The organism is Phycisphaerales bacterium, assembly GCA_016716475.1.
Lineage (GTDB): Bacteria > Planctomycetota > Phycisphaerae > UBA1845 > Fen-1342 > JADJWG01.
In genome coordinates this window covers 1,366,769-1,389,401 of the sequence record JADJWG010000002.1, presented here as the reverse complement: position 1 = coordinate 1,389,401, position 22,633 = coordinate 1,366,769, and the positions used below count along the sequence as shown (strand labels likewise).

At 64.4% G+C, this 22,633-nt stretch carries 17 protein-coding genes; 8 read left to right on the top strand and 9 right to left on the bottom strand.

Going from position 1 to position 22,633, the window contains the following annotated elements:
* Positions 1 to 85: 85 nt before the first annotated feature.
* The 6 genes from IPM18_13370 (at position 86) to IPM18_13345 (ending at position 10,339) form a co-directional block, all read left to right on the top strand.
* Positions 86 to 1,657, top strand: coding sequence for a hypothetical protein (locus IPM18_13370; GenBank protein MBK9120570.1), 1,572 nt, complete (start codon positions 86 to 88; stop codon positions 1,655 to 1,657).
* A gap of 198 nt (positions 1,658 to 1,855) precedes the next feature.
* A complete protein-coding gene (gene mntR / locus IPM18_13365) occupies positions 1,856 to 2,293 on the top strand; it encodes a manganese-binding transcriptional regulator MntR (protein MBK9120569.1) in 438 nt (145 codons plus the stop codon).
* A 153-nt stretch (positions 2,294 to 2,446) separates the two neighbouring features.
* Positions 2,447 to 4,345, top strand: a complete 1,899-nt coding sequence (locus IPM18_13360) for a hypothetical protein (GenBank protein ID MBK9120568.1) — start codon at positions 2,447 to 2,449, stop codon at positions 4,343 to 4,345.
* Between the two features lie 77 nt (positions 4,346 to 4,422).
* Positions 4,423 to 5,439, top strand: a complete 1,017-nt coding sequence (locus tag IPM18_13355; protein MBK9120567.1) for a hypothetical protein — start codon at positions 4,423 to 4,425, stop codon at positions 5,437 to 5,439.
* A 167-nt stretch (positions 5,440 to 5,606) separates the two neighbouring features.
* On the top strand, positions 5,607 to 5,993 hold the full coding sequence (locus IPM18_13350) for a DUF2237 domain-containing protein (protein MBK9120566.1): 387 nt from the start codon (positions 5,607 to 5,609) through the stop codon (positions 5,991 to 5,993).
* A 182-nt stretch (positions 5,994 to 6,175) separates the two neighbouring features.
* A complete protein-coding gene (locus IPM18_13345) occupies positions 6,176 to 10,339 on the top strand; it encodes a CHASE domain-containing protein (GenBank protein ID MBK9120565.1) in 4,164 nt (1,387 codons plus the stop codon).
* On the opposite strand, the gene IPM18_13340 is transcribed toward IPM18_13345, so the two are convergent.
* From IPM18_13340 to IPM18_13300, 9 genes are all read right to left on the bottom strand, one after another.
* Positions 10,326 to 12,857 carry a family 10 glycosylhydrolase gene (locus IPM18_13340; GenBank protein MBK9120564.1) on the bottom strand — a complete coding sequence of 844 codons (2,532 nt, stop codon included), beginning with the start codon at positions 12,855 to 12,857 and terminating at the stop codon, positions 10,326 to 10,328. The two genes, IPM18_13345 and IPM18_13340, sit on opposite strands and share 14 nt — an antisense overlap.
* A 176-nt stretch (positions 12,858 to 13,033) precedes the next feature.
* Positions 13,034 to 13,339, bottom strand: a complete 306-nt coding sequence (locus IPM18_13335) for an amphi-Trp domain-containing protein (GenBank protein MBK9120563.1) — start codon at positions 13,337 to 13,339, stop codon at positions 13,034 to 13,036.
* A gap of 132 nt (positions 13,340 to 13,471) precedes the next feature.
* Positions 13,472 to 14,566, bottom strand: a complete 1,095-nt coding sequence (locus IPM18_13330) for an HprK-related kinase B (GenBank protein MBK9120562.1) — start codon at positions 14,564 to 14,566, stop codon at positions 13,472 to 13,474.
* Positions 14,563 to 15,453, bottom strand: coding sequence for a GAK system ATP-grasp enzyme (locus IPM18_13325; GenBank protein MBK9120561.1), 891 nt, complete (start codon positions 15,451 to 15,453; stop codon positions 14,563 to 14,565). The genes IPM18_13330 and IPM18_13325 overlap by 4 nt, the downstream gene beginning before the upstream one ends.
* Positions 15,454 to 15,486: 33 nt before the next feature.
* The gene (locus IPM18_13320) at positions 15,487 to 17,091 is read right to left on the bottom strand and encodes a phosphotransferase (GenBank protein ID MBK9120560.1); all 1,605 of its coding nucleotides are present in this window, start codon (positions 17,089 to 17,091) and stop codon (positions 15,487 to 15,489) included.
* Between the two features lie 48 nt (positions 17,092 to 17,139).
* Positions 17,140 to 17,421 carry an amphi-Trp domain-containing protein gene (locus tag IPM18_13315; GenBank protein ID MBK9120559.1) on the bottom strand — a complete coding sequence of 94 codons (282 nt, stop codon included), beginning with the start codon at positions 17,419 to 17,421 and terminating at the stop codon, positions 17,140 to 17,142.
* Between the two features lie 24 nt (positions 17,422 to 17,445).
* Positions 17,446 to 18,588, bottom strand: a complete 1,143-nt coding sequence (locus IPM18_13310; GenBank protein MBK9120558.1) for a hypothetical protein — start codon at positions 18,586 to 18,588, stop codon at positions 17,446 to 17,448.
* 270 nt (positions 18,589 to 18,858) lie between these two features.
* Positions 18,859 to 19,455 carry a biotin transporter BioY gene (locus IPM18_13305; protein MBK9120557.1) on the bottom strand — a complete coding sequence of 199 codons (597 nt, stop codon included), beginning with the start codon at positions 19,453 to 19,455 and terminating at the stop codon, positions 18,859 to 18,861.
* Positions 19,456 to 19,665: 210 nt separating this feature from the next.
* Complete coding sequence (locus tag IPM18_13300; GenBank protein ID MBK9120556.1) at positions 19,666 to 20,370, bottom strand: hypothetical protein; 705 nt, start codon at positions 20,368 to 20,370, stop codon at positions 19,666 to 19,668.
* A gap of 532 nt (positions 20,371 to 20,902) precedes the next feature.
* On the opposite strand from IPM18_13300, the gene IPM18_13295 reads away from it, so the two are divergent.
* Together IPM18_13295 and IPM18_13290 are read left to right on the top strand one after the other, a co-directional pair.
* Complete coding sequence (locus tag IPM18_13295) at positions 20,903 to 21,631, top strand: HAD-IA family hydrolase (GenBank protein MBK9120555.1); 729 nt, start codon at positions 20,903 to 20,905, stop codon at positions 21,629 to 21,631.
* A gap of 194 nt (positions 21,632 to 21,825) precedes the next feature.
* On the top strand, positions 21,826 to 22,614 hold the full coding sequence (locus IPM18_13290) for an NERD domain-containing protein (protein MBK9120554.1): 789 nt from the start codon (positions 21,826 to 21,828) through the stop codon (positions 22,612 to 22,614).
* Positions 22,615 to 22,633: the final 19 nt, after the last annotated feature.

Below are 22,633 nucleotides of genomic sequence, written 5' to 3'. Positions count from 1 at the left end.
TGTCAGGCATGAAGGACCACCACTCTTGATTTCTGCACCGCATGCCAGCGAAGTCGCGCACTGCGTGGCGGGGATAGGGCCGCTTGTGTCCCCCGGCGCAGGCGTGCTCGCAGACCTTTCGGGGCTGCCGGTCTCGTGGCTGCTCGGGCCTGGAGCACTGTTGCTGGCGTTCCTGGTGCGCTGGCGACTCCCGGTGGGAGTGTCGGAGGGGCTCTTTGTCGCCGGGCTCACCAGTCTGCTATTGCATAACTATGCCGCAGTCTCGGCGGCGCGCGGCAAAGCCATCCTGTTGAGCGCGAGTTTGGTGGGGCTGGCGTGGATGTGGCTCGTCGTGGCCACATGGGTAGAGCGTGGCGCCGCCCGGGCAGGACCGCCTGGTGAGGCCCCATCAGCCGCACGGGGAGTGCGCATCGGCTTGGCGCAGTATGTGGCGGTGAGCTGCGCGCTCCTGGCGGTGCCGGCGCTCTTCTGGCGGGGCGTTTCGCCGCCGCCCACGATGGCACTGACGATCTTCCTGTTGCTCTGGCTCTTCGCGATTGCCGCCTGGTGGGCGTGGCGCCATCCACTGGCGCGCGTCGGACAGATGGCGGCAGCGGCGGGCGCGCTACTGGCGGGGACGGCTGATTTGTGGCTACCGTGGCGTAGCGCGGGTTGGACCGTCTCGGGAATCCTCACGGTCCTCGGTGCGCTGGCACTGCTGGTCGTGCTTGCAGGGGGCTGGCGGACGTGGAAGCTGCGTCGCAACGCCTGGATGAACAACCCCGAAGACCTGTTACGGCCCGAACCCCGTCGTCCGCTTCTCAACGGTACCGTGGTGCTCTTGGCCGCGCTAACCGGCCTTGGTGGCATGGTATGGACGAGTGCTCCGTTGACGCCACTCGCGGTTGCGCTGGCATCCTGGGCCTGCTTGAACGCTGGGCATCGGCTCGGTTCGGTGCTGTGCGGGGGTATCGGCTTGGCACTGGCGGGTCTGGCACTCGCGACCGTACCGACCGCCTGGTTGCCTGCGTCGCCGGCGAACGCCCTACTCGGTGCGGCGGTCGCCGGCATGTGGTGGCTCTGGCTTGGCCGGTTCTGGGGGCAGCAACTTGACAACGAGCGTCCTTGGACCACGGCGGGTGCCCTTATTCCTGCGACCCGGTTGCTGGGTAGTTGCGCTGCCGGTGCGGTTGCGCTACTCGCTTCCGGTTGGGTGATGATTGGTGAGATTGCAGCGGGACCGCCGCGCTGGACCGCATACCTTGCGCTGCTTGCGTTGCTTGGATTCGCCTCGATGTTGGTGCGATTGGCGGTGGACCGCAATTCGGTGCTTGCGACCGCCGCGGCGGTAATGGTTGCGGTCGCGGTGGTCGTGCCGGCCGAGGAAGTACTGGAGGAATTCGGTGCGCACGTCTCGATTGGTGTGCTAATCGCGCTCGTCGCAGTGGGCTTGGCGGCGCGCGTCGGGCCGACGGGGCGGCGCCCGGCCACGGACTGGTTAGTGGATGCCTGTCTGGGGGGATTGTTGCCGGTGGCGGCCCTGCATGGGGCGGCGCTCACCGGCCGCAGTCGGGATGCAATCGTGACTGTGGCGCTGATAACGGCCGGTTTTGGTTTGGCTCTGGCGCTGCGGTGGGCGCGCGTGGGGCGACCGGAGCCGGCACCCGCCCCGAGTTGAGTTGGTGGATTCCGGAGGCAGCGCTTGGGCGCTACTTGGCAGGTTGTTACACTCGCAAATTGGTAATGGTGAGGTACTGGTGGCAAAGGAGCAGCTTGCGTGAGCCCGCGAGCGAAACAGAGCAAAGCCCGTTCGGAGACCACCACGGTGCCGCGCAGTGCCGAGCACGCGGCGCGCGGGGGGGGGACGCCGGACAAGGTGGCCGCGGCGAAAAAACAGGCCGCGAGGTTCTCACGCACCCGGCAGGATCATGCCGGTGAGATCGCCGAGGACTATGTTGAGCTGGTATCACAGCTCATACGGGAGGAAGGCGAAGCGCGCACGGTTGATATCGCCCGACGGCTGGGTGTATCACACGTGACGGTGACAAAGACGATTGCCCGCCTGCGCAAAGAGGGATTGGTGCGATCTGAGCCGTACCGCGCAATTTTTCTGACCGCTGAGGGACAGACGCTCGCGAAACGGGCTGCGGCACGACACGAATTGCTGGTCCGGTTCCTGCGAGATCTGGGCGTCAATCCCACGGACGCCGAAGCCGATGCCGAAGGGATGGAGCACCACGTCAGCGAGGCGACTATCCGTGCAATCCAGCAATACGTAGACGCGCGTGGCCGATCGTGCGACGCTCGGAAGTAAGTGCAGTGTTGTTGCGGGGGGGGGTTCCTTGTCGCGGCGGGACCGGTTCCTATAATGGCCGCCTGCAGGATAGTTGAATCTTTTACACGCGCGTGACACGGAACACGGAGTCTGCGGCCGGGGGTGGTGCCGCGGTTCGTTTGGGAGCCGAACATGCCAGAGCAGGGATCCGAGGTGCGGCAGATCGTCTGGAGTGACGCGTTTCCGATCGTCCGGCTCTTTCGCACAACGCGGATGGCCCTGGGGCCGAAGCGCATGCTGCTGGGGCTGGCGTGTGTACTGCTGGTGTACTTCGCCGGGCGGTTGTTGGATGCAGTCTGGCCGGGCGTGGTCGTCGCAGTGGAACGTGGCACAATTTCGAGCGAAGTTCAGCAGTTTGCGCGCCTACCGCAGGCCGAATTTGTCGCCTGGGTACGCGAGGCGCGCGAGGCGCCTGGTGTGCTCGCCACGGCAGCCCTGTTGCGACTTGGTCTCTTTGCCGATCCGGATGAAGCCCGCGCGGCCTACGAAAGCCAGGGCTTCCGGGCGCTGGTGCTCGACGGGCCGACCCGTGAGCAGATCCGCGCCCAGATCGCCGCGTTGAACTCGCGTGTACAGGACGGGGTGCAGGTCCTGAAGAACAACCGCGAGCTGTCACGCACTGAACGCGCCCGCCGCACGCGCGCGCTGCACCAGGCGGCGGACACTGTGAAGCGGGCGCTACACATGTCCACACCTCCCGGAGCTGCGGCGGCCGGCCGGCTCGATGAGGCGCTCGAGCGGATTGCTGCGGCGGTGCCGGCGGAATCCGGGGTGGAGCCACTGGCCGATCTGCGCACCGTCCTGAAGCGGACGACGGCAGTAGTGGAGTATCAGCAATGGCGGCCGCGTGGCCCATTCATTTCCTTCCTGGAGCATCAGCAGCACTGTTTCGCTGCAGCGATCCAGGGCGCGGTGAACGGGCGACTGGGATTCAGCGGCGGTGCGTACAGCACCACGCCCTCCATGGCCGCGAGCATGGGGTCAGCCGTACAGGGGGTGCTGTGGATCGGCACGCAGCGTCCGTTCTTCACGTTGTGGCTCGGACTGTTCGCACTGGTGGTTTTTGCCCTGTTTGGTGGCGCGATCTGCCGGAGCGCTGCGGTCCATGCCGCGCGCGAAGACAGTGAGTCTGTCAACGCCAGCTTGAAGTTCGTCGGGGAGCGTTACAGCGGCTTTCTGATTGCGCCGCTGGTGCCCATCGGTGTGATCGCGGTGTCCGCCGTGTTGATGTTCATGGGTGGACTACTGGGGGCCGTGATACCGTGGGGGCTAGGCGAGGTCTTCGTCGGGCTGCTGTGGGTCCTCTCCCTGGTCGGGGGCCTGGTCGCAGCGCTGGCGCTGTTCCTGTTGGTTTTCGGCTTTCCGCTGATGTGGCCGAGCATCGCAGTTGAGGGTTCCGATGGCAACGATGCGCTCTCGCACGCCGCCAGTTATGTCTTTGGACGCTTCTGGAATCTGCTTGTCTACAGCGTGACACTGCTGGTTTACGGCGCGTTCTCCTACCTCGCCGTGCGGTTCGTGGTCCTGTTGACGCTGAAGTTTTCGCACAAGCTGTCGGGCCTCGGGATGAACCAGGTCCCAAGCGGGCAGTTACGGGGCACCATGAACCTTGACGCACTCTGGACCATGCCCGCCTGGTCCGACCTCGCGCTGCTCCCGGGTACACAGGCCGCCGAAGTGTGGGGCACGTTCCCCGGCGGGCCGCTTGGCGCGCTTGAGGGCGTGGGGCAATTCCTGATGATGTGCTGGGTGTTTGTCGCGGTGAGTCTGCTGGGCGCGTTCGCGGTAAGCTATTACTTCACAGGGGCGACACTCATGTACTTCCAGTTGCGGCGCGACGTCGACGCGACTGACTACGAGGAAATCTACTACGAGGAGATGGACGACCCCTACGCCCCGATCCTCGGCACGACCTCGGAGCCCGACACGGCTTCACCGCTCTCGGGTGGTTCAGAAACTGCTTCCGGAAGCGATTCCGGGAGCCCCCATTCGGGTGCTGCAGAGAAGGATTCGTCCACCTCCGGTAGTTGACCGGGGCAGTTCCGCGGGGAATACTCCTGCGGAGGGTGCCTGTCGGGCCCGTGCCCATCGGAAAGGGAGATACGGCCGTGAACTACCGGATGAGCTTCGTTGCGGCTTGGTTGCTGCTGTCCACGATGGCCGCTGCACAAGAGTCTCCGCCACCGGCCCCTGACGCGGCTGCACCGGCCGCGACGCAACCGGCGGACGGCGTGTTGCTGGCGCGCGTGCTCGAGGTACGCGGCGATAGCAAACACGCACCGCTGGATTCGACACAGTGGCAGCCGTGCCAGGTCGGCGACACCTATCCCCCCGAGACGCAGATCCTCACGGGCGTGCGCTCCTCCGTGAAGCTGCGGATCGGCGAGGATGACACCTACACGGCCGTCATCGTCGAGCCGGCCAGTCGTGTACACCTCAGCGAGCTGCTGCGCACCGCCGACACGAAGCGTGTCCGACTCGAGGTTGGCTATGGGCAGGTGCGGGCGGGTGTGGCGGAAGGAACGCTGAAGAGCGACTTTACGGTCGATAGCCCGGTGGCCACGCTTTCCAAGCGCGGTACGTGGAACTTCGGCCTGTTTTACGAGCGCGGCACGGACCGCTTCGATATTTTCCTCCTCGAAGACGGACTCGTGGACGCGTTCAGCAAGCAGCTCAACGTGGAGCGGAGCGTACTGCCGGGCGAGCGTGTCGATGAGACGATGGCGCGCTGGCTGGATGCGGCACCGCGGCGGCTGAACGTGCCGGTGCCTGATATCTTCGGGCAAGGCGATATTGAAGTGGCGTTCAACGCGCTCCAAAACAGCGGCCTACGCGTATTGAATCCGCAGGGTGGGTCGAGCGTGCTGATCAACCTCAGCACGCAGTTCTCGCAGAACGAGTTCCGCAGCGTCGTGCGTGATGCCCTGCCGCTCAACCCCGGTGCGGGCACCGTGCCGCCGGCGCGGCGCGAGGGTTTCTTCGGTTCCGGCCGGGGTGACGAGTTGATCCCGGTTTTCCTCGGCACCGACAACCCGCTCGTACAGAAGGGCTACGCCAAGCCGGGCACGTACCGTTTCCCGCGCCCGGTACTCGAGAACTGGCTCCGTAACAACGGCGGTCGTTGAGACGACAAACGGGGGGATTGGTCCACACACGCCCGTACGGCTCCTACAGGTCTATACTCCCCCTGAGAGGCATTGCAGACAACGCTGCAGTCGCCTGGTGCGGTTGCCGCCTGAACAAGACGGACACTGGCCGAATTCACCCGCGAAACCACACTGGAACGAACCTGATGAAGAAGCGACCCGCTCGCAATGTGCTTGGCAGTGAATTGCAGGCCTGCTGTACGGCACCTTTGACCGGATTCTATCGCAACGGGTATTGCCATACTGGACCCGGCGACCTCGGTGTGCACGTGGTCTGTGCGGAGATGACGGCCGAGTTCCTCGCCTTTTCCCGTGAACGCGGTAACGACCTTTCCACACCGCGGCCGGAATTCGGCTTCCCGGGTCTCGAACCGGGCGACCGCTGGTGCCTGTGCGCCCAGCGCTGGCAGGAGGCGCTCGAAGGGGGCTGTCCACCGCCCGTGGTTCTCACGGCGACGCACATGGCCGCATTGGAATACGTCAATATCGATGACCTGCGCACGCATGCGGTGGTGACCGAAGACGCGGACTGATCGGACTCTTTTCTTTGGAAAGCAGGGGGGACAGCACAGAGATTATGGGGCGAGTCCGAAGGTGTAACTGTGCGCTGCTGCGCATCGTGTCGATGACGCCTATGGTCTTCGCACTGTGGGCCCAGTGAGTCGCTGTTACACATGGGAATGGCGTGCGCTGACCGAGGAGCACGGTACCTCGTATGCGCACCCCAAAGCATTCCGGTGGTCGGGAGGGTGCACTCAGACGCTGGGGCATCCCCATTGTCCTTGTTGCGGTGGCGGTGGGTGGCGGGGTACTGGTCGAACAGCGTGTGACGCAATTGGACGAAGATCGGCGGGCGGTGCTTCTGTACCAGGCCGAGGCGCTCGCACGTACGATCAATCCGGAGTTCGCGCGCGCGCTTACGTTCGGGCCGGATGATCTCACGAACCCTGTCTATGAACGTTTCTGTGAGCAGATGGCGAGTTACCGGGCCTTGTTGGGCTACCGGGGCATCTGGACACTGGCGGAACGCGATGGTGAGCTGGTATTCGGGCCGGAATCCTATCCGCGGGACGATCCGCATGCGTCCGCGCCGGGTACAATCTATCAACAACCATCGCGGGAAGTTCGCGCGATCTTTCGAACGGGTTGCGGATTTACGGAAGGGCCTTTCGCGGACGAATACGGCGACTTCGTGTCGGCCATTGCGTCCGTGCGGGATCCAGACTGTGGCAAGATCCTCCTCGCCGTCGGCATTGATGTGGAGGCGGCCGGCTGGGCGGCGGTTCTCTGGCGCGAACGCCTGGGTGGGCTTGTGTGCGTCTTCGCGCTGCTTGCGATCCTGGCCATGGGGGGCTTGGTGTTACGCTGGCGTGAAGCGCTGGTCGTGGATCAGCGACGGTGGCTGCGCTATACCGAGGCGTACCTCACCGTCATCCTCGGGTTAGGACTGACTGTGCTGGCTGCGGCGAATTCCCACCGAGCTGAAAAACGCGCGCGCGGGGCCCAGTTCGTGCAACTGGCGGATACGCACAACGAACGGGTTCTGGATACCTTTTTTAAGCTGCGTGAGTTTCAACTGGACAGCGTCGTACGGTTCATTGAAAACTCAGAATCCGTCGAGTTCGATGAGTTTCGCTCGTTCTGCGCACGTCTCGCGCGGCACCATGGGTTGCGTGCCATCGCCTATGCAGAAAGGGTAGCGGTTGAGGATCGGTCCACGTTCGAAGCTTGGGCGCGGACGGCAGGGCGGTCGAACTACAGAATCTGGCAGCATGATGGCGACGGGCGGCAAAAACCGGCCCAGGGGCGCGCGGTGCTTTACCCGGTCTGGCTGGTGGAGCCGGCCGGCAGCAACGATGCGGTGCTGGGTTTCGACCTTGGTTCTGAGTCGCTGCGCCGCACGGCGCTGGAGGCAGCGCTCCGCACCGGGCTTGTGACGGCAACGGACCCGGTGAAATTTGTACACGAACCCGATGACGGGTTTGGCTCCCTGATCTTCCAGCCCGTATTCCATCAAGGGGATCGGGCTGGCGACATCACGGGTTTTGCGGTGGTGGCACTGCGCCTGGGCGCGCTCTTGCAAGCTCTGCCATCTGCCAATGCGCCGGAAGACTCACCGGTGATCATCGACCTGTATCAACTCTGGCCGGACGGTTCCCAGCGCCTGCTTGGAACTACCCGCGGACAGCCGTCCCATGAGAGTGCGTGGACTGATGAAGCGGCCTTACCCAGGGCCCGTGCGCGGTTTACGGTGGGGCAACCGCTATTCGCTTTTGGAAAGACCTACGCGGTAGTTGTCACGCCAGGTCCGGCCTTTCTCGCCGCGCAACCGGCGCGGGCCGCCTCTTTGACAGCCGGTGTCGGTTTGTTGTTAACCGGTGTTTTTGCGGCTTTCGCAGTGTTCCTGATCCGTCGGCGCACGGATCTCGAGACCGAAGTGCGGGTGCGCACCACCGAGTTGTGGGATAGCGAAGCGCGTTTCCGGACACTGATCGAGGGCTCCGCGGATGCGCATTTGCTGCTGCGCAACGAGCGCTTTGTGCAGTGCAACGATGCGGCCGTACGCATGCTGCACTTGAAATCGGCAGAGCAATTGCTGCACTGTCATCCGGCGGAACTCTCGCCGCCGCAACAGCCGGACGGGCGTTGCTCCCGTGAAAAATCGGAGGAAATCATCGCGGCGGCCCTGCGTGGTGGTTGTCAGCGCTTCGAGTGGGTGCACCGCCGCGCCGACGGTGAGGACTTCTTCGTCGAGGTGTTGCTGACAGCGATTGCAGACCGCGAGGGAGCCCTCTTGCACGCCGTATGTCGGGAAATCACGGAACGTAAGCAGGCCGAAGCAGCGCTGCGAGCGAGCGAGGTACGACTGCGCGCCATCGGCGACAACCTGCCCGACGGTGCGGTTTACCAGCTCGAATGGGAGTGCGCCGGACAGGTACGTTTTGTGCACGCGAGCGAGGGGCTGGCGCGCCTGCTGGAGTGCTCGCTCGATGACATCCTGGATGGGCGTGTGCTCATCAGTACGCGGCTCATTCCGGAAGATCGTGAACGCTACCTGGCACTTTCCGCGGATGCGATCCGTACGCTCAGCCAGTTCGACGGCGAATTTCGCCTGCTTCGCAAGGATGGCTGTGTGCGCTGGATTCATTGCCGTTCCCAGCCGGAGCGTCTGCCGGACGGCCGAGTTGTGGCCGCCGGAGTGGCCATGGATGTGACGGCCCGCAAGGCCTCGCAGGAGGCGGTGGCCGAGAAGGAGCACTGGATACGCTCACTTGTCACCAACATGCAGGATCTCGTGTTCGTCCTCGATCGTGAGCTCGCCTTCAAAGAGTACTTCCAGCCGCCGTCGGATCTCCTCTGTATGGAACCCGCGAGTTTTGTGGGGCGCACTGTCGATCAGGTGGCGCTCCCTGAACCGGCCCGAGAGCGGATCAAGGCCGCGTTGACGGCGGTGCTGCGGTCCGGTGAAGTGAGCGAGGCGGAGTACTATCTCGACTTGCCAGCCGGGCGGACGTGGTTCGAACTGCGGGCGTCGGGCCTGCGGGACGTGCACGGCATCGTCCAGGACGTCATTTGCGTGGCACGCAACATCACCGCGCGCAAATGCGCGGAGGACAAGCTGCTCGCGGCGAACCGTGACCTGGCGGAGGCGACTGCCCATGCAGGTGCGATGGCCACCGCGGCCGAACAGGCCAGCCGGGCCAAGAGCGAATTCCTGGCAAACATGAGCCACGAAATCCGCACACCCATGACCGCGATCCTCGGATTCGCGGAGGCCGCGATCGAAAGTTGCCCCCACGAGCAGCGGGATCTCCGCGCCAACCTCGAGACGATCTTACGGAACGGGGGCCATCTGCTCGGTCTGCTCAACGACATCCTCGACCTCTCCAAGATCGAGGCCGGACGGCTCAAGGTTGAGCAGATTGCCTGCGCCCCGCTTCAGATCATCGCCGAAGTCGCTTCAATGATGCGGGCGCGCAGCGTCGCGAAAGGTGTGGAACTGGACATCGCCTTTGACGGTCCGATCCCCGCTTCCATCCAAAGTGATCCGATCCGTCTGCGTCAAGTGCTGATCAACGTGCTCGGCAATGCGGTGAAGTTCACGGAGCAGGGCACGGTGCGCATGGTCATCCGCCTCACTGACCAACATTCCGCGGGTACGGCGCTCGAATTCGATATCATCGACACTGGGCTGGGTATGACAGCCGAGGCGGTCGCGCACATCTTCCAGCCGTTCTCGCAGGCCGACGCCTCGATGACACGGCGATTCGGCGGTACAGGACTGGGTCTGACGATCAGTCGGCGACTGGCCCAGGCCCTCGGGGGTGATGTGCTGCTGCTTTCGACCTCGGTGGGTCGCGGCAGTCATTTCCGGGTGCGCGTCGCAACCGGTTTACTCGAGGGTGTGCCGCTGCTCACGGCGCCATCGGAAGCGCTCCAGACGAGCTTCTCTGCCCCCTCGGAAACCATAACGGCGGACGGGCCGCTCGTCGCTCGGGTGCTGCTCGCCGAGGACGGCCCTGACAATCAGCGTCTCATCCGCTACCTGCTTCACAAGGCCGGCGCCGAAGTGACAGTGGTTGAGAATGGGGAGCTTGCGGTCGAGGCGGCACTTTGCGCCCGACAGGACGGCCGGCCCTTCGACGTGATCCTGATGGACATGCAGATGCCGGTGTTGGATGGCTACACCGCCACCACCCAACTCCGAAGCCGGGGCTACTCCGGCACGATCATCGCGCTCACGGCTCACGCCATGGCAGGAGATCGCGAGAAATGCCTGGCAGCCGGCTGTGATGATTATGCGACCAAACCCATCCAGCGCGCGGCCCTGCTCAAGTTGTTGCGCCGCTACACCGGCGCGGTACTTATGAGCCCGTGAAGACGCACTGGAAAGTCGCGAAGTCCGCGAGATCGACATCCGTGTCGGCATCGGCATCGGCTGCAGCGCACGGATCCGACACGGTGACATGCGGGCCGCCGAGACAAAGTGTAAACCAGGCGAAATCGGCGGCCCCCACGGTCCCGTCGCCGTCAAAATCACCATACGCCGGCAGATCACACAGAAAGTCGATGTCATCGAGGTAGACGGTGAAGGGTCCGGCGCTGTCCACGCTGGAGAACGCGATGTGCTCGAGCACCCCGCGGTTCGTTGCAGAGAACAGTGTGCCATCGCCCGTCATGCCGTATATCGGGTCGGTCGATGGATTGAAGATCAGCGTCTGCCAGACGCCCGGCTGTCCCTCGATCAGCATGCCTTGCGGCGCACCATTCACCGCACCGGCCGCTCCGACCCACTCGATCGAGCCGCTGGTCCCACCGTTCGCGCCCAGTTCCGCGTTGGTGTTCGTCTCACGAATGCCGACCGCCACCCGCAGTCGGCCGCTGTCGAGCCGCATGCGGATACGGATCGGCCGGTCGAGCATGACCGTGGGGTTGGGAAGTTCGGGCGCGTTGAAGGTCGTGAGCCGCAGCCAGCGTTGGGGCGCGGCGTCCACAAATTGCCAACGGACCTCGCAGGCGTGGGGCGCGCTGAAGCTGCCCCCGTCGCCCGTAATGACGGCCACGTTAGGTGATTCGAGCAAGTGGTTGCTCGTCGATCCGCTGAAGCGTGGCAGGTTGAAGAGCACGCGCGTGCCGGTGGCGAACTCGTCGAAGCCGGTAAGCCCGAAACGGTCGCAGGGTGGCCGGCTGGTAACGAGGACCGGCCACGTGAGTGTGTCCTCGCCGACCGGATTGGTCACCTGCACGGTGAAGTGGAAGGTCTGGCCGGCGTCTGCCACGGTCGGCGTCCAGCCACTCACGAAGCCCTGGGCATCGACCGTCGCTCCCGGTGGCCCCGCCAACAGTGTCCAACTTGTGGCGAGTCCCTGAACGAGCGCGAGCTGCCGGCTGTAGGGTTGGTTGACGACCGCGCCGTCGGGTGTGGGGTCGATCTCCGCGAGGATCGGTGGCAGCACTGGACCGATGTCCATGTTCACGTGGCTGACCTGCCCGGCTGCGACCAGCACATCCGACGCCGCTGTCGCGGCATAGCCAGGGTGAAACGCCGCGAGCGTATACGAGCCCGGCGGGACGAGCAGGAACGAGTAGAAGCCGTCGGCGCTTGAAAGCGCGGTGTAGTTTGATCCGGTACGCGTGATCTGCGTATCAACGACCGGCTGCCCGAGATCATCGGTGACGTACCCGACGATGATGCCGCTGGTGGGATTGTCTTTCCAGGGCTGCGCCGGCACCGGGGCGGGCTGGGCGTAGACCGAAGCGGGGTATGACGCCCAGCCGGTGAACGAGCTCCAGGAGAAGACCGCGTTGCCATGTGCGCCGCGCACCCGAGTGAGGGTGATTTGTTCAAGGAGGGAGCTGACCCCCTGGCTGGTGATGTGCCCGGCGATGACCTGCCGGCCGCCGGCGCCCGCGAGCCACTGCTGAAGACGCGTGTCCCAAGTTGATCCCGCGCCCCCGGCGAAGTACATCATCGGAACGAGCAGATCGAGCCCACCCGTTTGAGCCCACAAGAGCGACTCCTGCAACTGGGCGGTTGGGGCGGTCAGGGGATTGCTGAAGACCGCTGCGCTGACCTTGACTTCCGGTCTGACGGCCATCACCGCCGCGTACAGGTCGCGTACCTGTCGCGTAATTTGGTCGGCGGTCCAGGCGTTGAAAGCAAGCCCGGCGGGATTCGTGTGTGGGTCGCCGAAACGCGCAAGACTGATGGGGTCGTACGACGGGCGGTTCGACCACGGTGTCCGGATACGATCGTAGTGTACCCCGTCCACAGCGTAGTTCTCGACCACGTACAACACCTGAGCGCGTGTGTAGGCCTGGGCCGCAGGTACCCCCGGGGCGATCCAGACGTAGTCGCTCTCGCTGTACTGTGGCGGGTTGGTCGCCGTTTCGTGGTGCAGCCAGTCGCGGTGCTCCGGATCAGCCGCGTTGCAGTGGGCGTAATAAAGGTGGTTGGGATTGGCGGGCGGGGTCCCATTGCCGCTTTGCCAGCAGGTGTGTGTGTTGATATAGGCGTGAAACTCAAGCCCATGCGCGTGGGCCGAGGCAATGGCGTACGCGAGCGGGTCCCAGCCCGGATCAGTCCCGCCGATCAGGGGCGACCAGACTTCATCGGGGGAGGGGTACAGCACATCCGCCTGCCCGCGTATCTGGAAGAACACGGCATTGAAATTCGCGGCCGCGAGCTGCTGCATGATCGTATCGATGCGAGTCTGCGCGGTGGCCGGGTTGGTGTGGGGCCACTCGAATCGGCTTACCCACATGGCCCGATATTCCGGCGGATCGGACGCCCACACGCTGGAGCCGGCTGTCAGCGTCAGTAGGGCAGCCATGAGAGCCAAAGTGGCAGGCGATGTGCGCACGGTGGCGCAGTGAGAGATCAACAGCGCTGGCATCTTCCCGGATCCTCCGACACGGCCCCCGCTGCGCATCCTGTTCCTGGCTCCATCTTAGCAATTCGGGCCGCCGAAAGCAGCGCTATAAACGCGCTCTGTGGACACACCAGGGGCGGCGCACGCAGGGGGCGTAGAGTCGTGGGCGAGGACTGGCCGCGCAGCAGTCGGCAGGTGGTCTATTTCGTGCCGGACGTAATGCAGAGTGCGGCCGGTGTCGGGACAGCCGTAGAGGGTGACTCGTCGTCGGCCGGCTCGACTTCCGGAATACGCCAGCCGATCTTCAGCGCAATCGACTCCTTGGAGGACTTTTTCTTGGCACGGACCGCGACGGTCACCTCGGGCGTGGGCGCCAACTCAATCTGCTCCTCGCCGTGTTGCACACAGACCCGCCCGGCCTTCAAACTCGTCGCGATATCCTCCAGGTACTGGATGACCTGTGCCAGCTCCATGGGGCTCTCAAGTTCGATTTCCTGCGACTTCATCGGTTTGCCTCCTTCCGCCGAAACCGGCGCATGGCGTAACTGAACTTTACCTGGCTCTTAGCATATCACGCCGGCCGGTGTTCGTCGGCCGCAGGCCGCGGGTAATTTGTGCCGCGCCGCCGCGTATGTTACCTAGGCACGCGCCGCCGCGATGCGGACACGGCACCACTCTGCGGCCACGTCAAAATCGGCACCACCGGTGACCTCGTAAACGGGTGTTGCACCCAACTGTGCCAGGTAGTCGGTTGGCGAGAAATCCGGCCGGCGGTGTTCCGGTGGGCAGAAGTAGTTTGGCGTAACCCGCTTCGTGAGGGCTGCCAGCAAATCGGGTCGTGCGTCCAGGGCGACGCGCTCAAATCGGGGTGGGCCGCCCGCGCGCTGCCAGTTCAGGATCAGCAGGGCGGCGAGTTCAGCGTGCAACTGCATGCGGTCGGGGCCGTACACCGCTTCGATATCCACGTCGTATTTCTGCTCGACTTCCCACAGGGCGGCGGCGGGCAGGGCCTCGAGCCGGACACGCTCGCCGTGTTCAAGCAGGCCGGCCAGGCGCGGGTTGTGCAGTATCGTCCCGGGATTAATGCGCGGGAATTTGGGTACGCCGAGGAGGGCGACGCCAGAAGTGGCACGCCGCAGCAACAGGGCGTCGTTCGAAACGAAATTGAGCTCGTGATCGAGAGCCCGCAGCGCCAGCGTGCTTTTCCCCCGGCCGGGCACACCCGCGATCGCGATGCCGTAGGGGCCGCGCGCGACGGCCGCGGCATGCGCCACGGCACAGCCGCGGTCGATGTGGTGCTGAATGAAGCGGTTGTTGATGAAGTTGACTGTCTGGTTCGGGAACTGACGGCAGGGGCCGATTGCTGCGCCCTGCTGTACGTCGAAATAGAACACCATGCCCGTCTGGAGCTTGCGGAGTACGCGGCCGTCGGCCAGGTCACAGATCTCGTCCTTCAGTCGCTTGCGCGGATCTTTCGGCTGGATCGGCACCAGGGGAAGATCGACGTCCTGCGGCGGTGCTTCCAGCAGGGCGATTTGCACGTCCGCGGCACGCGGACCGTCGTCCGCCCGGTAGTGCCGGTAGTACGCCGCGATGCCGGCAAGCACGTCGCGGGCATTGCTTTCCACGGCCACGTGCAGGCCGGCAAGGTTCAATCGGCAGTGCGCGACGGGCGGATACGCGGAGCGCAGGGCGGCCAGGCGCGCCGCGATGCTGAGCGGCGGGGTGCTCATGAGCGCAGCTTCCCGAGGACGTAAGCCGTGTAGAGTTCAGCGGCGTCGAGTTGGTGTGCTTCGAGCAGTCCGCGGAAACCGCCGAACGCGGACACTTCGAAGACCACCGGTCCGGTGGGCGTCTCGGCGACGTCCACACAGGTAAAGTCGAGTTGGAAGGGGGCCTGGGCGCGTCGTGCGAGCTCGATGAGCTCGGGCGCGGGTTCGACGGGTTCGTAGCGCCCACCGTTGTCGGTGGTGGTGTTCCACGACTCGTGGTGTCCGACACGTGCGTAGCTCGCGAGGTACTCGCCGCCGAGGAACGTGATGCCAAGATCCTTGCCGGGTAGCGGCACCATCTTCTGCACATAGATCAGGTGGTTGCCGGCGGCGCGGAATTCGGCGATTTGCCCGGCGAGGTCCGGGCCATCGGTGAGTACCGCCATTCCGCGGGCCTTGGTGCTCCACAGCGGTTTGAGGATTGCGCGGCCAAACCGGGCGACAGCGGCTGCGGCCTCGTCGACATGCTCGGTGATCACGGTCGGGGGCATCGGTACGTCGGCGGTTCGCAGGGCCAGTGTGCATGCGAGCCGATTCAGCAGACGCATGATCGCCCGCGGGTGCGAGAAGATGCGCACGCCCCGTGTTTCGACCGCGCCCAGAATTTCCAGCCGGTCGAGCAGGTGCGGAGCATAGCGTCGGCCAAGTTTCTTGATGATCAGGGCGTCGAATGCGGTAAGGTCCGCCGTGCCGCAGCGCAGCACCCCCTGGTCGAGATCGGCGACCACGTGCTTGAGCTCAAGCAGCGCGCGTGTGCCCGTCTGCCGGGCGACGGCATCGGCCAGCCGCTCGCTGGACCAGCCGCCGGCCACGCCGACCACGCCGATTCGAAACGCTGCATCCGCCATGTCCACTCCTGCCGCGCGTTTCGCGGGGATCCGTTAGTAGATCAGTACGCTGTCGGGCACGACGAATTCCGCCCACGGCCTTCCCCGGTGGGCTTGCAGGCGCGTCAGCAGGATCGTGGCCCGTTGGTGCATGCCGCGTGCAAATCGGGTGTTCAACTCGAAACGTGTCGAGGTTACGAAGGAGCGCACCAGTCCCAGTGCCAGACGGGCTTCGAAAGTGGCATCGTTCTGCGCACGGGCAAACGCCCGGGCGAATCGCAGCATGCGTTGCATCACCGCTTCGAGGGTCTGCCGAGTTCGGGCGGCGAACACCGGCAGGCGGAAGTTCGAAAGGCAGAACACCGACACGTCCTGCACATAGTCCAGCAGCCGTGAGCGGTGGGTGTCGATGAAGTGCACGCGATCCGCCGCCGCATTGTAGAGGATGTTGTCGATGTTGAAGTCGCCGTGGATGAACACGGTAAACGGCGCGGCCAGTTCTTCGTCCAGCGCACGCAGTTTCGGCAACAGCGTACTCAACCGGGGCACGGTGACACCACCGATCTCAACCGCCTTGCCGTCGAGCCGCGGGTGCAGGCGATAAACGTCGCCGATGCGGTCTTCGAGTTGGCGCAGGTAGCGGCCATTGCAGGGGGTGTCGGTGCGTGTCTGCGTCCAGATGCGGGTCAGGGTCTCTTCGAGCCGGGCGAGGGCCGGCCCGATGCGCTCCGTGTCGGCGTTCAGTGCAAGATCCTGCAGCGTGGTGCCGTCCATGTATTGCAGCAGCAGGGCGGCGCCGCGCTCCAACTCCTGGTACTCAACGACGGAGGGCACCAGCCCGGGTTCGATTTCCGCCCAGTGCTGCAGCGTGTCGCGCTCCTGCAGGAGTTTCTGCCGGTCACCCTCCTTGAACACGACTCGGTGTCCCTCTGCGGCGGTCGTGGCCCCCTGCACGGTGCCGATCCGCATGCCGGAACGCGTGCCCCAAATAGAGGCCAGTTCCAGTTCGGACAAGGGCCGCCGTAGCCCGGCTGCGCCGGCGGTGGTCTCGTCAAGAATCTGGTACTGGTGAATCTTGAGACGTTGGCCCAGCACGGCCAGCAGGATGGCTTCGCCGATATTCTTCAACGCATCACCCATGCGCTCCAGGTAATGCAGGATGAAGAGCGTGGTGATGCGGTCCTCCACGTCGGACGTGTTGCGCAGGTCCTCGATAATGGCGTGCAACTGCTGCTGGTAGATGGCGTCCAGTTCGTCCTCGATGTAGCCGATGCGCAGGGCGAGCTGGGCGTCACGTTCGAAGAGAGCGGCGATGACGCGATCCAGTCCGACCAGCAGGCGGTCGATCGAGCCACCGTAGTCGTAGCGCTGCAGGTGCGCGGGGTCGACGAGGAAGCGCGTTTGCAGGGCCACGTTGGCCGCGAAATCGGCGATCCGTTCCAGGTTGCCGGTAATCGTGGTGACGGCGCGGAGGAAGTCAACTTCCGGCCCCTGCTCCACCTGGTGTCGGCTGAGCAGCCCGAAGCACTCGTTCTCGATCATGCTCTTCTGCGTATCGACGTAGTCATCGGCCCGCGTAATGGCCCCGACCAGCTTGGCATCGGGCGCGTCGAGCAGGCGACGCATGTTCTCAAGCTGCTTGCGCACCTGCACCAGCATGAGCTGGAGATTCCGTTGAATGCCGTCATAGGAGAGCATGAGTGGCCGTTAGGTCTTGCCAGCGTCGATCGTCAGGTCGTTGGGGCGGGGTTCTTCCGTGCCGCTGTCTTCGCGCCAGGCAACCTGGAGCACGAGACGGGACTGGTGCTTGCCGCGCTTGCCCTCAATCCGGAATCGCAGCAGCCCGCGTGGACCGAGCTGGAGCGTGCGCCCGTCGCTGCGCAACACGACGCGACCTTCCCGGACGCCGTCCGCAAGCGCACCGAGGTACGTTGCGACCGCCTCCGCATCTTGCAGGGCCTCGAACGAGAACGCTTCCCGCTTTCCCATGGAACCGTCGACTCCCACGGCCGCTCAGGCCAGCCGCGCCTTGTATTCCTGAATCAGCGACGCGCGATCCGCCCCGGCCACCGTGAGCGCCTTGCGAATCGCCAGGTCGTCCCAGGCCGGCTGCACGCCGAGTTCGCGGCTGGCCTTGGCGGCGTCCTGATGCTGCGGCGCCAGTACCTTTTCGCCGAAGTGCGTATCGTCCCCCATCGTGATCAGCAGACGCCGCTGCCCGCGGCGGGTCGTGCGGTTCTGCTGCGTGACGCAATGCACGAGGAACTCCGTGTACTCGCGCGATTGCGGGTTCCACACTTCGATGCCGTCCACATCGAAATCCGCCAGCAGCACCGGCCAGAACTGCTCCGGATGCGGGATGACGAGGCCGCCGCCCAAGGCCCGCACTTCCTCGATGATCTCCTGGGCGCTGTAGAAGTACCGCAGCGAAAACTGGGCCTTCACAATCTGTTTGACGGCGTTCAGGAAAACCTGCGCCCGGTCGATCACGGGGCGCGGAAAACGATCGGCCAGTGCCGCGAAGTAGAACCGGATCAGCTTGTTCTTGAGCATGTCCGGTTCGGTGCGGGCCTCGTTTTGTTCGATCAGCGTCTTAAGCTTCGTGACGTGCAGGCGGCAGAAGTGCACGAGATCGGACGCGGCCCCGGTTTTGGCGGCGGCCTGCTCGACGCGCTCTTCAAACCGCGGATCGACGATCGTGTCGATGAACTCGTAGAGCTGGCTGGCGCGGTAGCGGTACGTATGGCTCAGCATGGCCCGGAACGTGTCGGCCCTCTGCACGCGCGCCGCGGTGAAGTGCACCAGGAATTGCACCTTCCGGTTGAAACCGGCAGCGTAGGCATCCACCTCCACCCCGGCGAAGCCGTCCAGTTCCATGAGGACGTTGTGCTGGGTGGGCACGAGGAGCTGGCTCGTCGCGTTGGGAAACATCGTGGCGACGCGCCGCGTAATGAGCTCCATCGGCACGAACTCGGGATGCCAGTGTACGCCGAAGACCGCCGTTTGCCGCGGATAAACCTCTGTCGGTGTGACGATCCGCTCCGCCTGCTCGGGTGTGAGGGTCGTGGACGTGATGCGGTCGTAGACCTCCTGGTCCCACTCCGTCACTTCCGGCGACAACGCCGCCGTGTCGACACGCGCGATCTCCGCGGGCATGAACTTCACTACTCCCAAGTGGCGCAATGCCTCCTCATCCTCGATCCACCGGCCTGCTCCAACCGCGGCATGCGGTCGGCTGCGCAGCGCAATCTGGCACAATTATATGAAGAAGATCAGCCCGCGGACACCGTGCGTCGTGTTAAGACTGTGTGAAGCAACCTTCGTTTCGGGTGGAGCAGCGCTGAGCGGAACACGACCGCAACGTGCGGCACACCACGCGAACGGCGCCCTCCGCTCCTACGCCGTCAGTCCCGCCGCCGTCGCCGCTTACCGGCCCGCCGCTTCCACCCGCCCCGGCCACCAATACCGTGCGGCCGGCAGCACGGCCTTGCCGATGAGCACGCCGAGCACGACCTTCAGCGTACAGCCCGGCAGAAAGGGAACCAGCCCCAACTGGACGGCCTCACCCCAGCCCACGCCCAGGAAGATCTTCAACCACACCAGTCCGCACGCGAATACCACGGCGTGCCCGACCAGGTTCGCCCCGATCAAATCGCGCCAGGTGGCATTCGCCCTTCGAGCGCACCAGCCGATCAGCGGCTGACACAGCGCAAAGCCGAGCAGGTAGCCGCCCGTGGCACCGAGGATGGCTCCGAAGCCCCAGCGGGCCTCGGCGAAGACGGCATAGCCCGCCGCCCCCAGCAACAGGTAGAACATCATGCTCGCGAACCCCAGCCGCGGCCCGAGCGTGATTCCGGCCAGCATGACGACCAGCGTTTGCAGCGTGATGGGTACAGGCGTCTGGGGCAGGGGGACATAGACCTGGGCACCCAAGGCCGTAAGCAGGGCGAAACCGACAATCCCCACACCGGCTGCGATGCTCCGGTGACGGGCGGGGGCCATGTCGAACGCGGCGGCGCGCATGTGCGCTGGTGCAGGCGTATGCATGGAGGCGAATGATAGCGGACCGCCGTATCGTCGCAACCATCGTGCCGGCAGGGCCGTGGACTGCCGCGTGGCGCAGAAAACCTTGGAACATTGTGAGCACGGCCACGGGGGACACCCGCGGCCGTGCTCTTCATCTGACTCACGGCGCACAGCGTTTCCACCGGCGCTGCGCGACGGGCTGTTGGCTTAAGCGAAGCGGCGCTTCAAGGCGCCGAACAAGCCCAGGCCGAGACTGCCGAGCAGGATCGCGCCGGGCGCGGGAATGACGGCTTCCGCCTGGCGACCATTGATGAAGAACCGCATGGAGTCGCCGGTGGCGGTACCGGTTGGGAAGATCGCCTTGCCGCGCAACGTGAAATTGCCCAGCGTACCAGCGAAGCCGTGGTAGTTGTTGAAGAACTGGTTGCCGCTGTACGTGGCGTTCGCCGTGGAAACCGCCACGAACCCGTTGCCGTCGTTGAACGCTACGTCACTGAGTGTCACGCTCTGGTCCGTGCTCGTGAGGCGCGCGCCGATGTCGAGACCTACCAGTGCATATCCGGCGGTGAACACCGGCGTACGCGTGGTGGACATCGCGGCTCCGCCGGTCCAATCGGACGAGGCGAACACGTTGAACGTCACCGTTCCCGTGCTGTTGTTCCACAGGACTTCCCACGAACGGAGCTGGTTGTTGAACCAGCCGTTCCCGGGGTTCCCGCCCTGCACGGTCGCCTGTCCGGCGGCCTCCAGGCGTGATTTCTGGTTCCCGAAATTCAACGTGGCAATGGCATTGAACAACGACGTGGTGCCGTCTGGTTGTGCCTGTTGCACGAGCGACAGGCCGGCCTGGGCCGTGCTCGACAACAGCAGCGTCACGGCTGTGAGTGCAGTGATGAAATACGGGGTCTTCATTCTCTCCTCCTGAGTGGCTGCTTCTTCTTAACAAAGTGCTCGGGTGCACCGTGCATCCAAGCTGTAAATGGATGAAGGCATGGACACCTCTTGTGGGTGCCCGTGCGGTCTTACTGAATTTGTTGTTGATCGTGGGGTCTTGGAAGTCCGAAACGCGGTCGGGAATGCATCGTCGCCCAGGTGGTCGCTGACTCCGCTGGACTTCCAGCTTGCTTCTTTCCACGAATCTCCTGATGCTAAGTCATCAATCTATCAGATTCAAGAGGGATAAATCATCCGTTGCCGATCGCACGCCCCACTCGCGACTGTGCAAGTTATCAAAGCACACGAGAACCTTATTTATCGGTCGCCTCCAATATACCCGTGTGATTCGAGCGGAGTCCCCCGGTTGCCCGCAACACGGGCTGGCCGCATCGCTCTCACATCGAGTGTGGTCTACGTGGATACGATTAGAATTGCCTGGTAGGGCACAGCGCGCTCGGGTTTTGCGCCCTCTACGTCCGAGTATGTACCGGCACCGACGGGAGATTCCATGCTCAACTTCAAGGCCCGCGTGCTGAGTTTCGACTGCTATGGAACCCTCATCGATTGGGAAACCGGCTTGCTGGCTGCGCTCGCGCCGTGGCGCAGGCGCCACGTACTCAAGGTCGGAGACGAGGCCCTCCTGGCAGCATTCGGTGAGGAAGAGGCCGCTGTGGAAACGGCGGCACGACACTTGCGTTATCCCGATGTCCTCCGTCAGGTGCTCGCGCATCTCGCCGCGCGCCACGGTGTGTCGGCCACGGCCGCAGAGTGCGCGGCTTTTGGCGACTCCGTCGGCGACTGGCCGGCTTTTGGTGACACCGTGGCCGCGCTCCAGACGCTGCAGCGCCGCTACCGGCTGTTGGTTCTTTCCAACGTCGATCGGGCCTCCTTTATTCGCACCCAGCGGCAGCTCGGCATGGAGTTCGATGCCGTGATTACGGCCGAAGATACCGGCACCTATAAGCCCGCTCCTGGCCACTTTCGGGCGGCCTGTGCGTGGCTCGCCGGGCAGGGCTATGCGCGCGACGATCTGATCCATGTGGCGCAGAGTCTGTACCACGACCATGCGCCCGCCCTGGCACTCGGCTTGCGCACCGTCTGGGTGGATCGCCGCTGCGTTCGGAGCGGTCCCGGTGCGACCCGTGCGGCCGGGGCTGCGGTTCGGCCGACATGGACCGTTCCGGATCTGGCCACTCTCGCATTGTGGGTGGACCGTGACAGCTCCATAACATCGTGACTGAGTGGTCCCGTGACCATGGCCGCAATCCAGCGCGGCTGAGTTGGTATGGCTAGTAGCGGTGTTCCACCCGGTGGCTCGAGCACTCGCAATTGATCTTGTGATGTCCGGACCTTGAAGCCCACGGATCGGTTCCATTATGCTGGGCCGTACACGAGCAAGAGCACGCTCCAGCTACTGTCCCGGGGAGTATGATGAAACCTGCCAACCGCGCCGTGCCTGTGTCCCCCCTCCGTGAACCTCCCTTGCGCACACCCGGGTTGTCTCAAACCAGGCAGGCAGACGAGATCCTGTACGAAGGGGTTGTGCCTTGGTTCACAATCTGTGTGCTGGTCATATACCTCGGGGTCTTCGAGTGGCTGCGCTGGTTGTTGACGATAGCGCCGAGCGCGTGGACCGCCGCAGGATTCACGGTGGTGGCGGCTGCGCTGACGGCCTACTTCCTGCTGCGCAAATGGCCGGAACTGCGCGCGGCCATTCGCCGTCATACCCTCGGTGCGATGGGTGAGCGCAGTGTGGCCGAGGTGCTCGATGGGCTGCGCTGCGGCGGCTACGAGGTGTTTCACGACCTTGTGGACAACGGCTTCAACATCGACCACGTCATGGTCGGACCGACGGGGGTGTATGTCATCGAAACTAAGACGCGCTCGAAATACGTGGGGCGCCGCAATGTGCACGTGACGTATGACGGCCGACGTATTCGTGTCGACGGCCATGAGCCCGACCGCGACCCTATTGGTCAGGTACATGCACTGACCGAACGGGTGCGTGAGATCATCCAGGTGGAGACAGGACTGAGGCCGCCGATCCGGCCGGTCGTGCTGTATCCGGGCTGGTACGTGGACAAGCAGCCACGCGGCGTGTCAGTCTGGGTGTTGAGCCCGAAGGCGCTGCCGGGTTTCATTCGACATGAGCGAACGGTCCTGAAGCGCGCGGTGGTTGAACGTATCGCCGTGGTCATTGCACGGCATGCGCGGAAGTAACGGATAGGGTGCTTTGCAG

Bases quoted from the DNA above. Each gene is read 5' to 3' on its own strand.
- IPM18_13330 (MBK9120562.1), bottom strand. From the start codon at position 14,566: ATGAGCACCCCGCCGCTCAGCATCGCGGCGCGCCTGGCCGCCCTGCGC.
- IPM18_13300 (MBK9120556.1), bottom strand. From the start codon at position 20,370: ATGAAGACCCCGTATTTCATCACTGCACTCACAGCCGTGACGCTGCTG.
- IPM18_13345 (MBK9120565.1), top strand. From the start codon at position 6,176: ATGCGCACCCCAAAGCATTCCGGTGGTCGGGAGGGTGCACTCAGACGC.
- IPM18_13305 (MBK9120557.1), bottom strand. From the start codon at position 19,455: ATGCGCGCCGCCGCGTTCGACATGGCCCCCGCCCGTCACCGGAGCATC.
- IPM18_13295 (MBK9120555.1), top strand. From the start codon at position 20,903: ATGCTCAACTTCAAGGCCCGCGTGCTGAGTTTCGACTGCTATGGAACC.
- IPM18_13320 (MBK9120560.1), bottom strand. From the start codon at position 17,091: ATGCTGGTGCAGGTGCGCAAGCAGCTTGAGAACATGCGTCGCCTGCTC.
- IPM18_13290 (MBK9120554.1), top strand. From the start codon at position 21,826: ATGAAACCTGCCAACCGCGCCGTGCCTGTGTCCCCCCTCCGTGAACCT.
- IPM18_13360 (MBK9120568.1), top strand. From the start codon at position 2,447: ATGCCAGAGCAGGGATCCGAGGTGCGGCAGATCGTCTGGAGTGACGCG.
- IPM18_13310 (MBK9120558.1), bottom strand. From the start codon at position 18,588: ATGCCCGCGGAGATCGCGCGTGTCGACACGGCGGCGTTGTCGCCGGAA.
- IPM18_13340 (MBK9120564.1), bottom strand. From the start codon at position 12,857: ATGCCAGCGCTGTTGATCTCTCACTGCGCCACCGTGCGCACATCGCCT.
- IPM18_13325 (MBK9120561.1), bottom strand. From the start codon at position 15,453: ATGGCGGATGCAGCGTTTCGAATCGGCGTGGTCGGCGTGGCCGGCGGC.
- IPM18_13350 (MBK9120566.1), top strand. From the start codon at position 5,607: ATGAAGAAGCGACCCGCTCGCAATGTGCTTGGCAGTGAATTGCAGGCC.
- IPM18_13315 (MBK9120559.1), bottom strand. From the start codon at position 17,421: ATGGGAAAGCGGGAAGCGTTCTCGTTCGAGGCCCTGCAAGATGCGGAG.
- IPM18_13335 (MBK9120563.1), bottom strand. From the start codon at position 13,339: ATGAAGTCGCAGGAAATCGAACTTGAGAGCCCCATGGAGCTGGCACAG.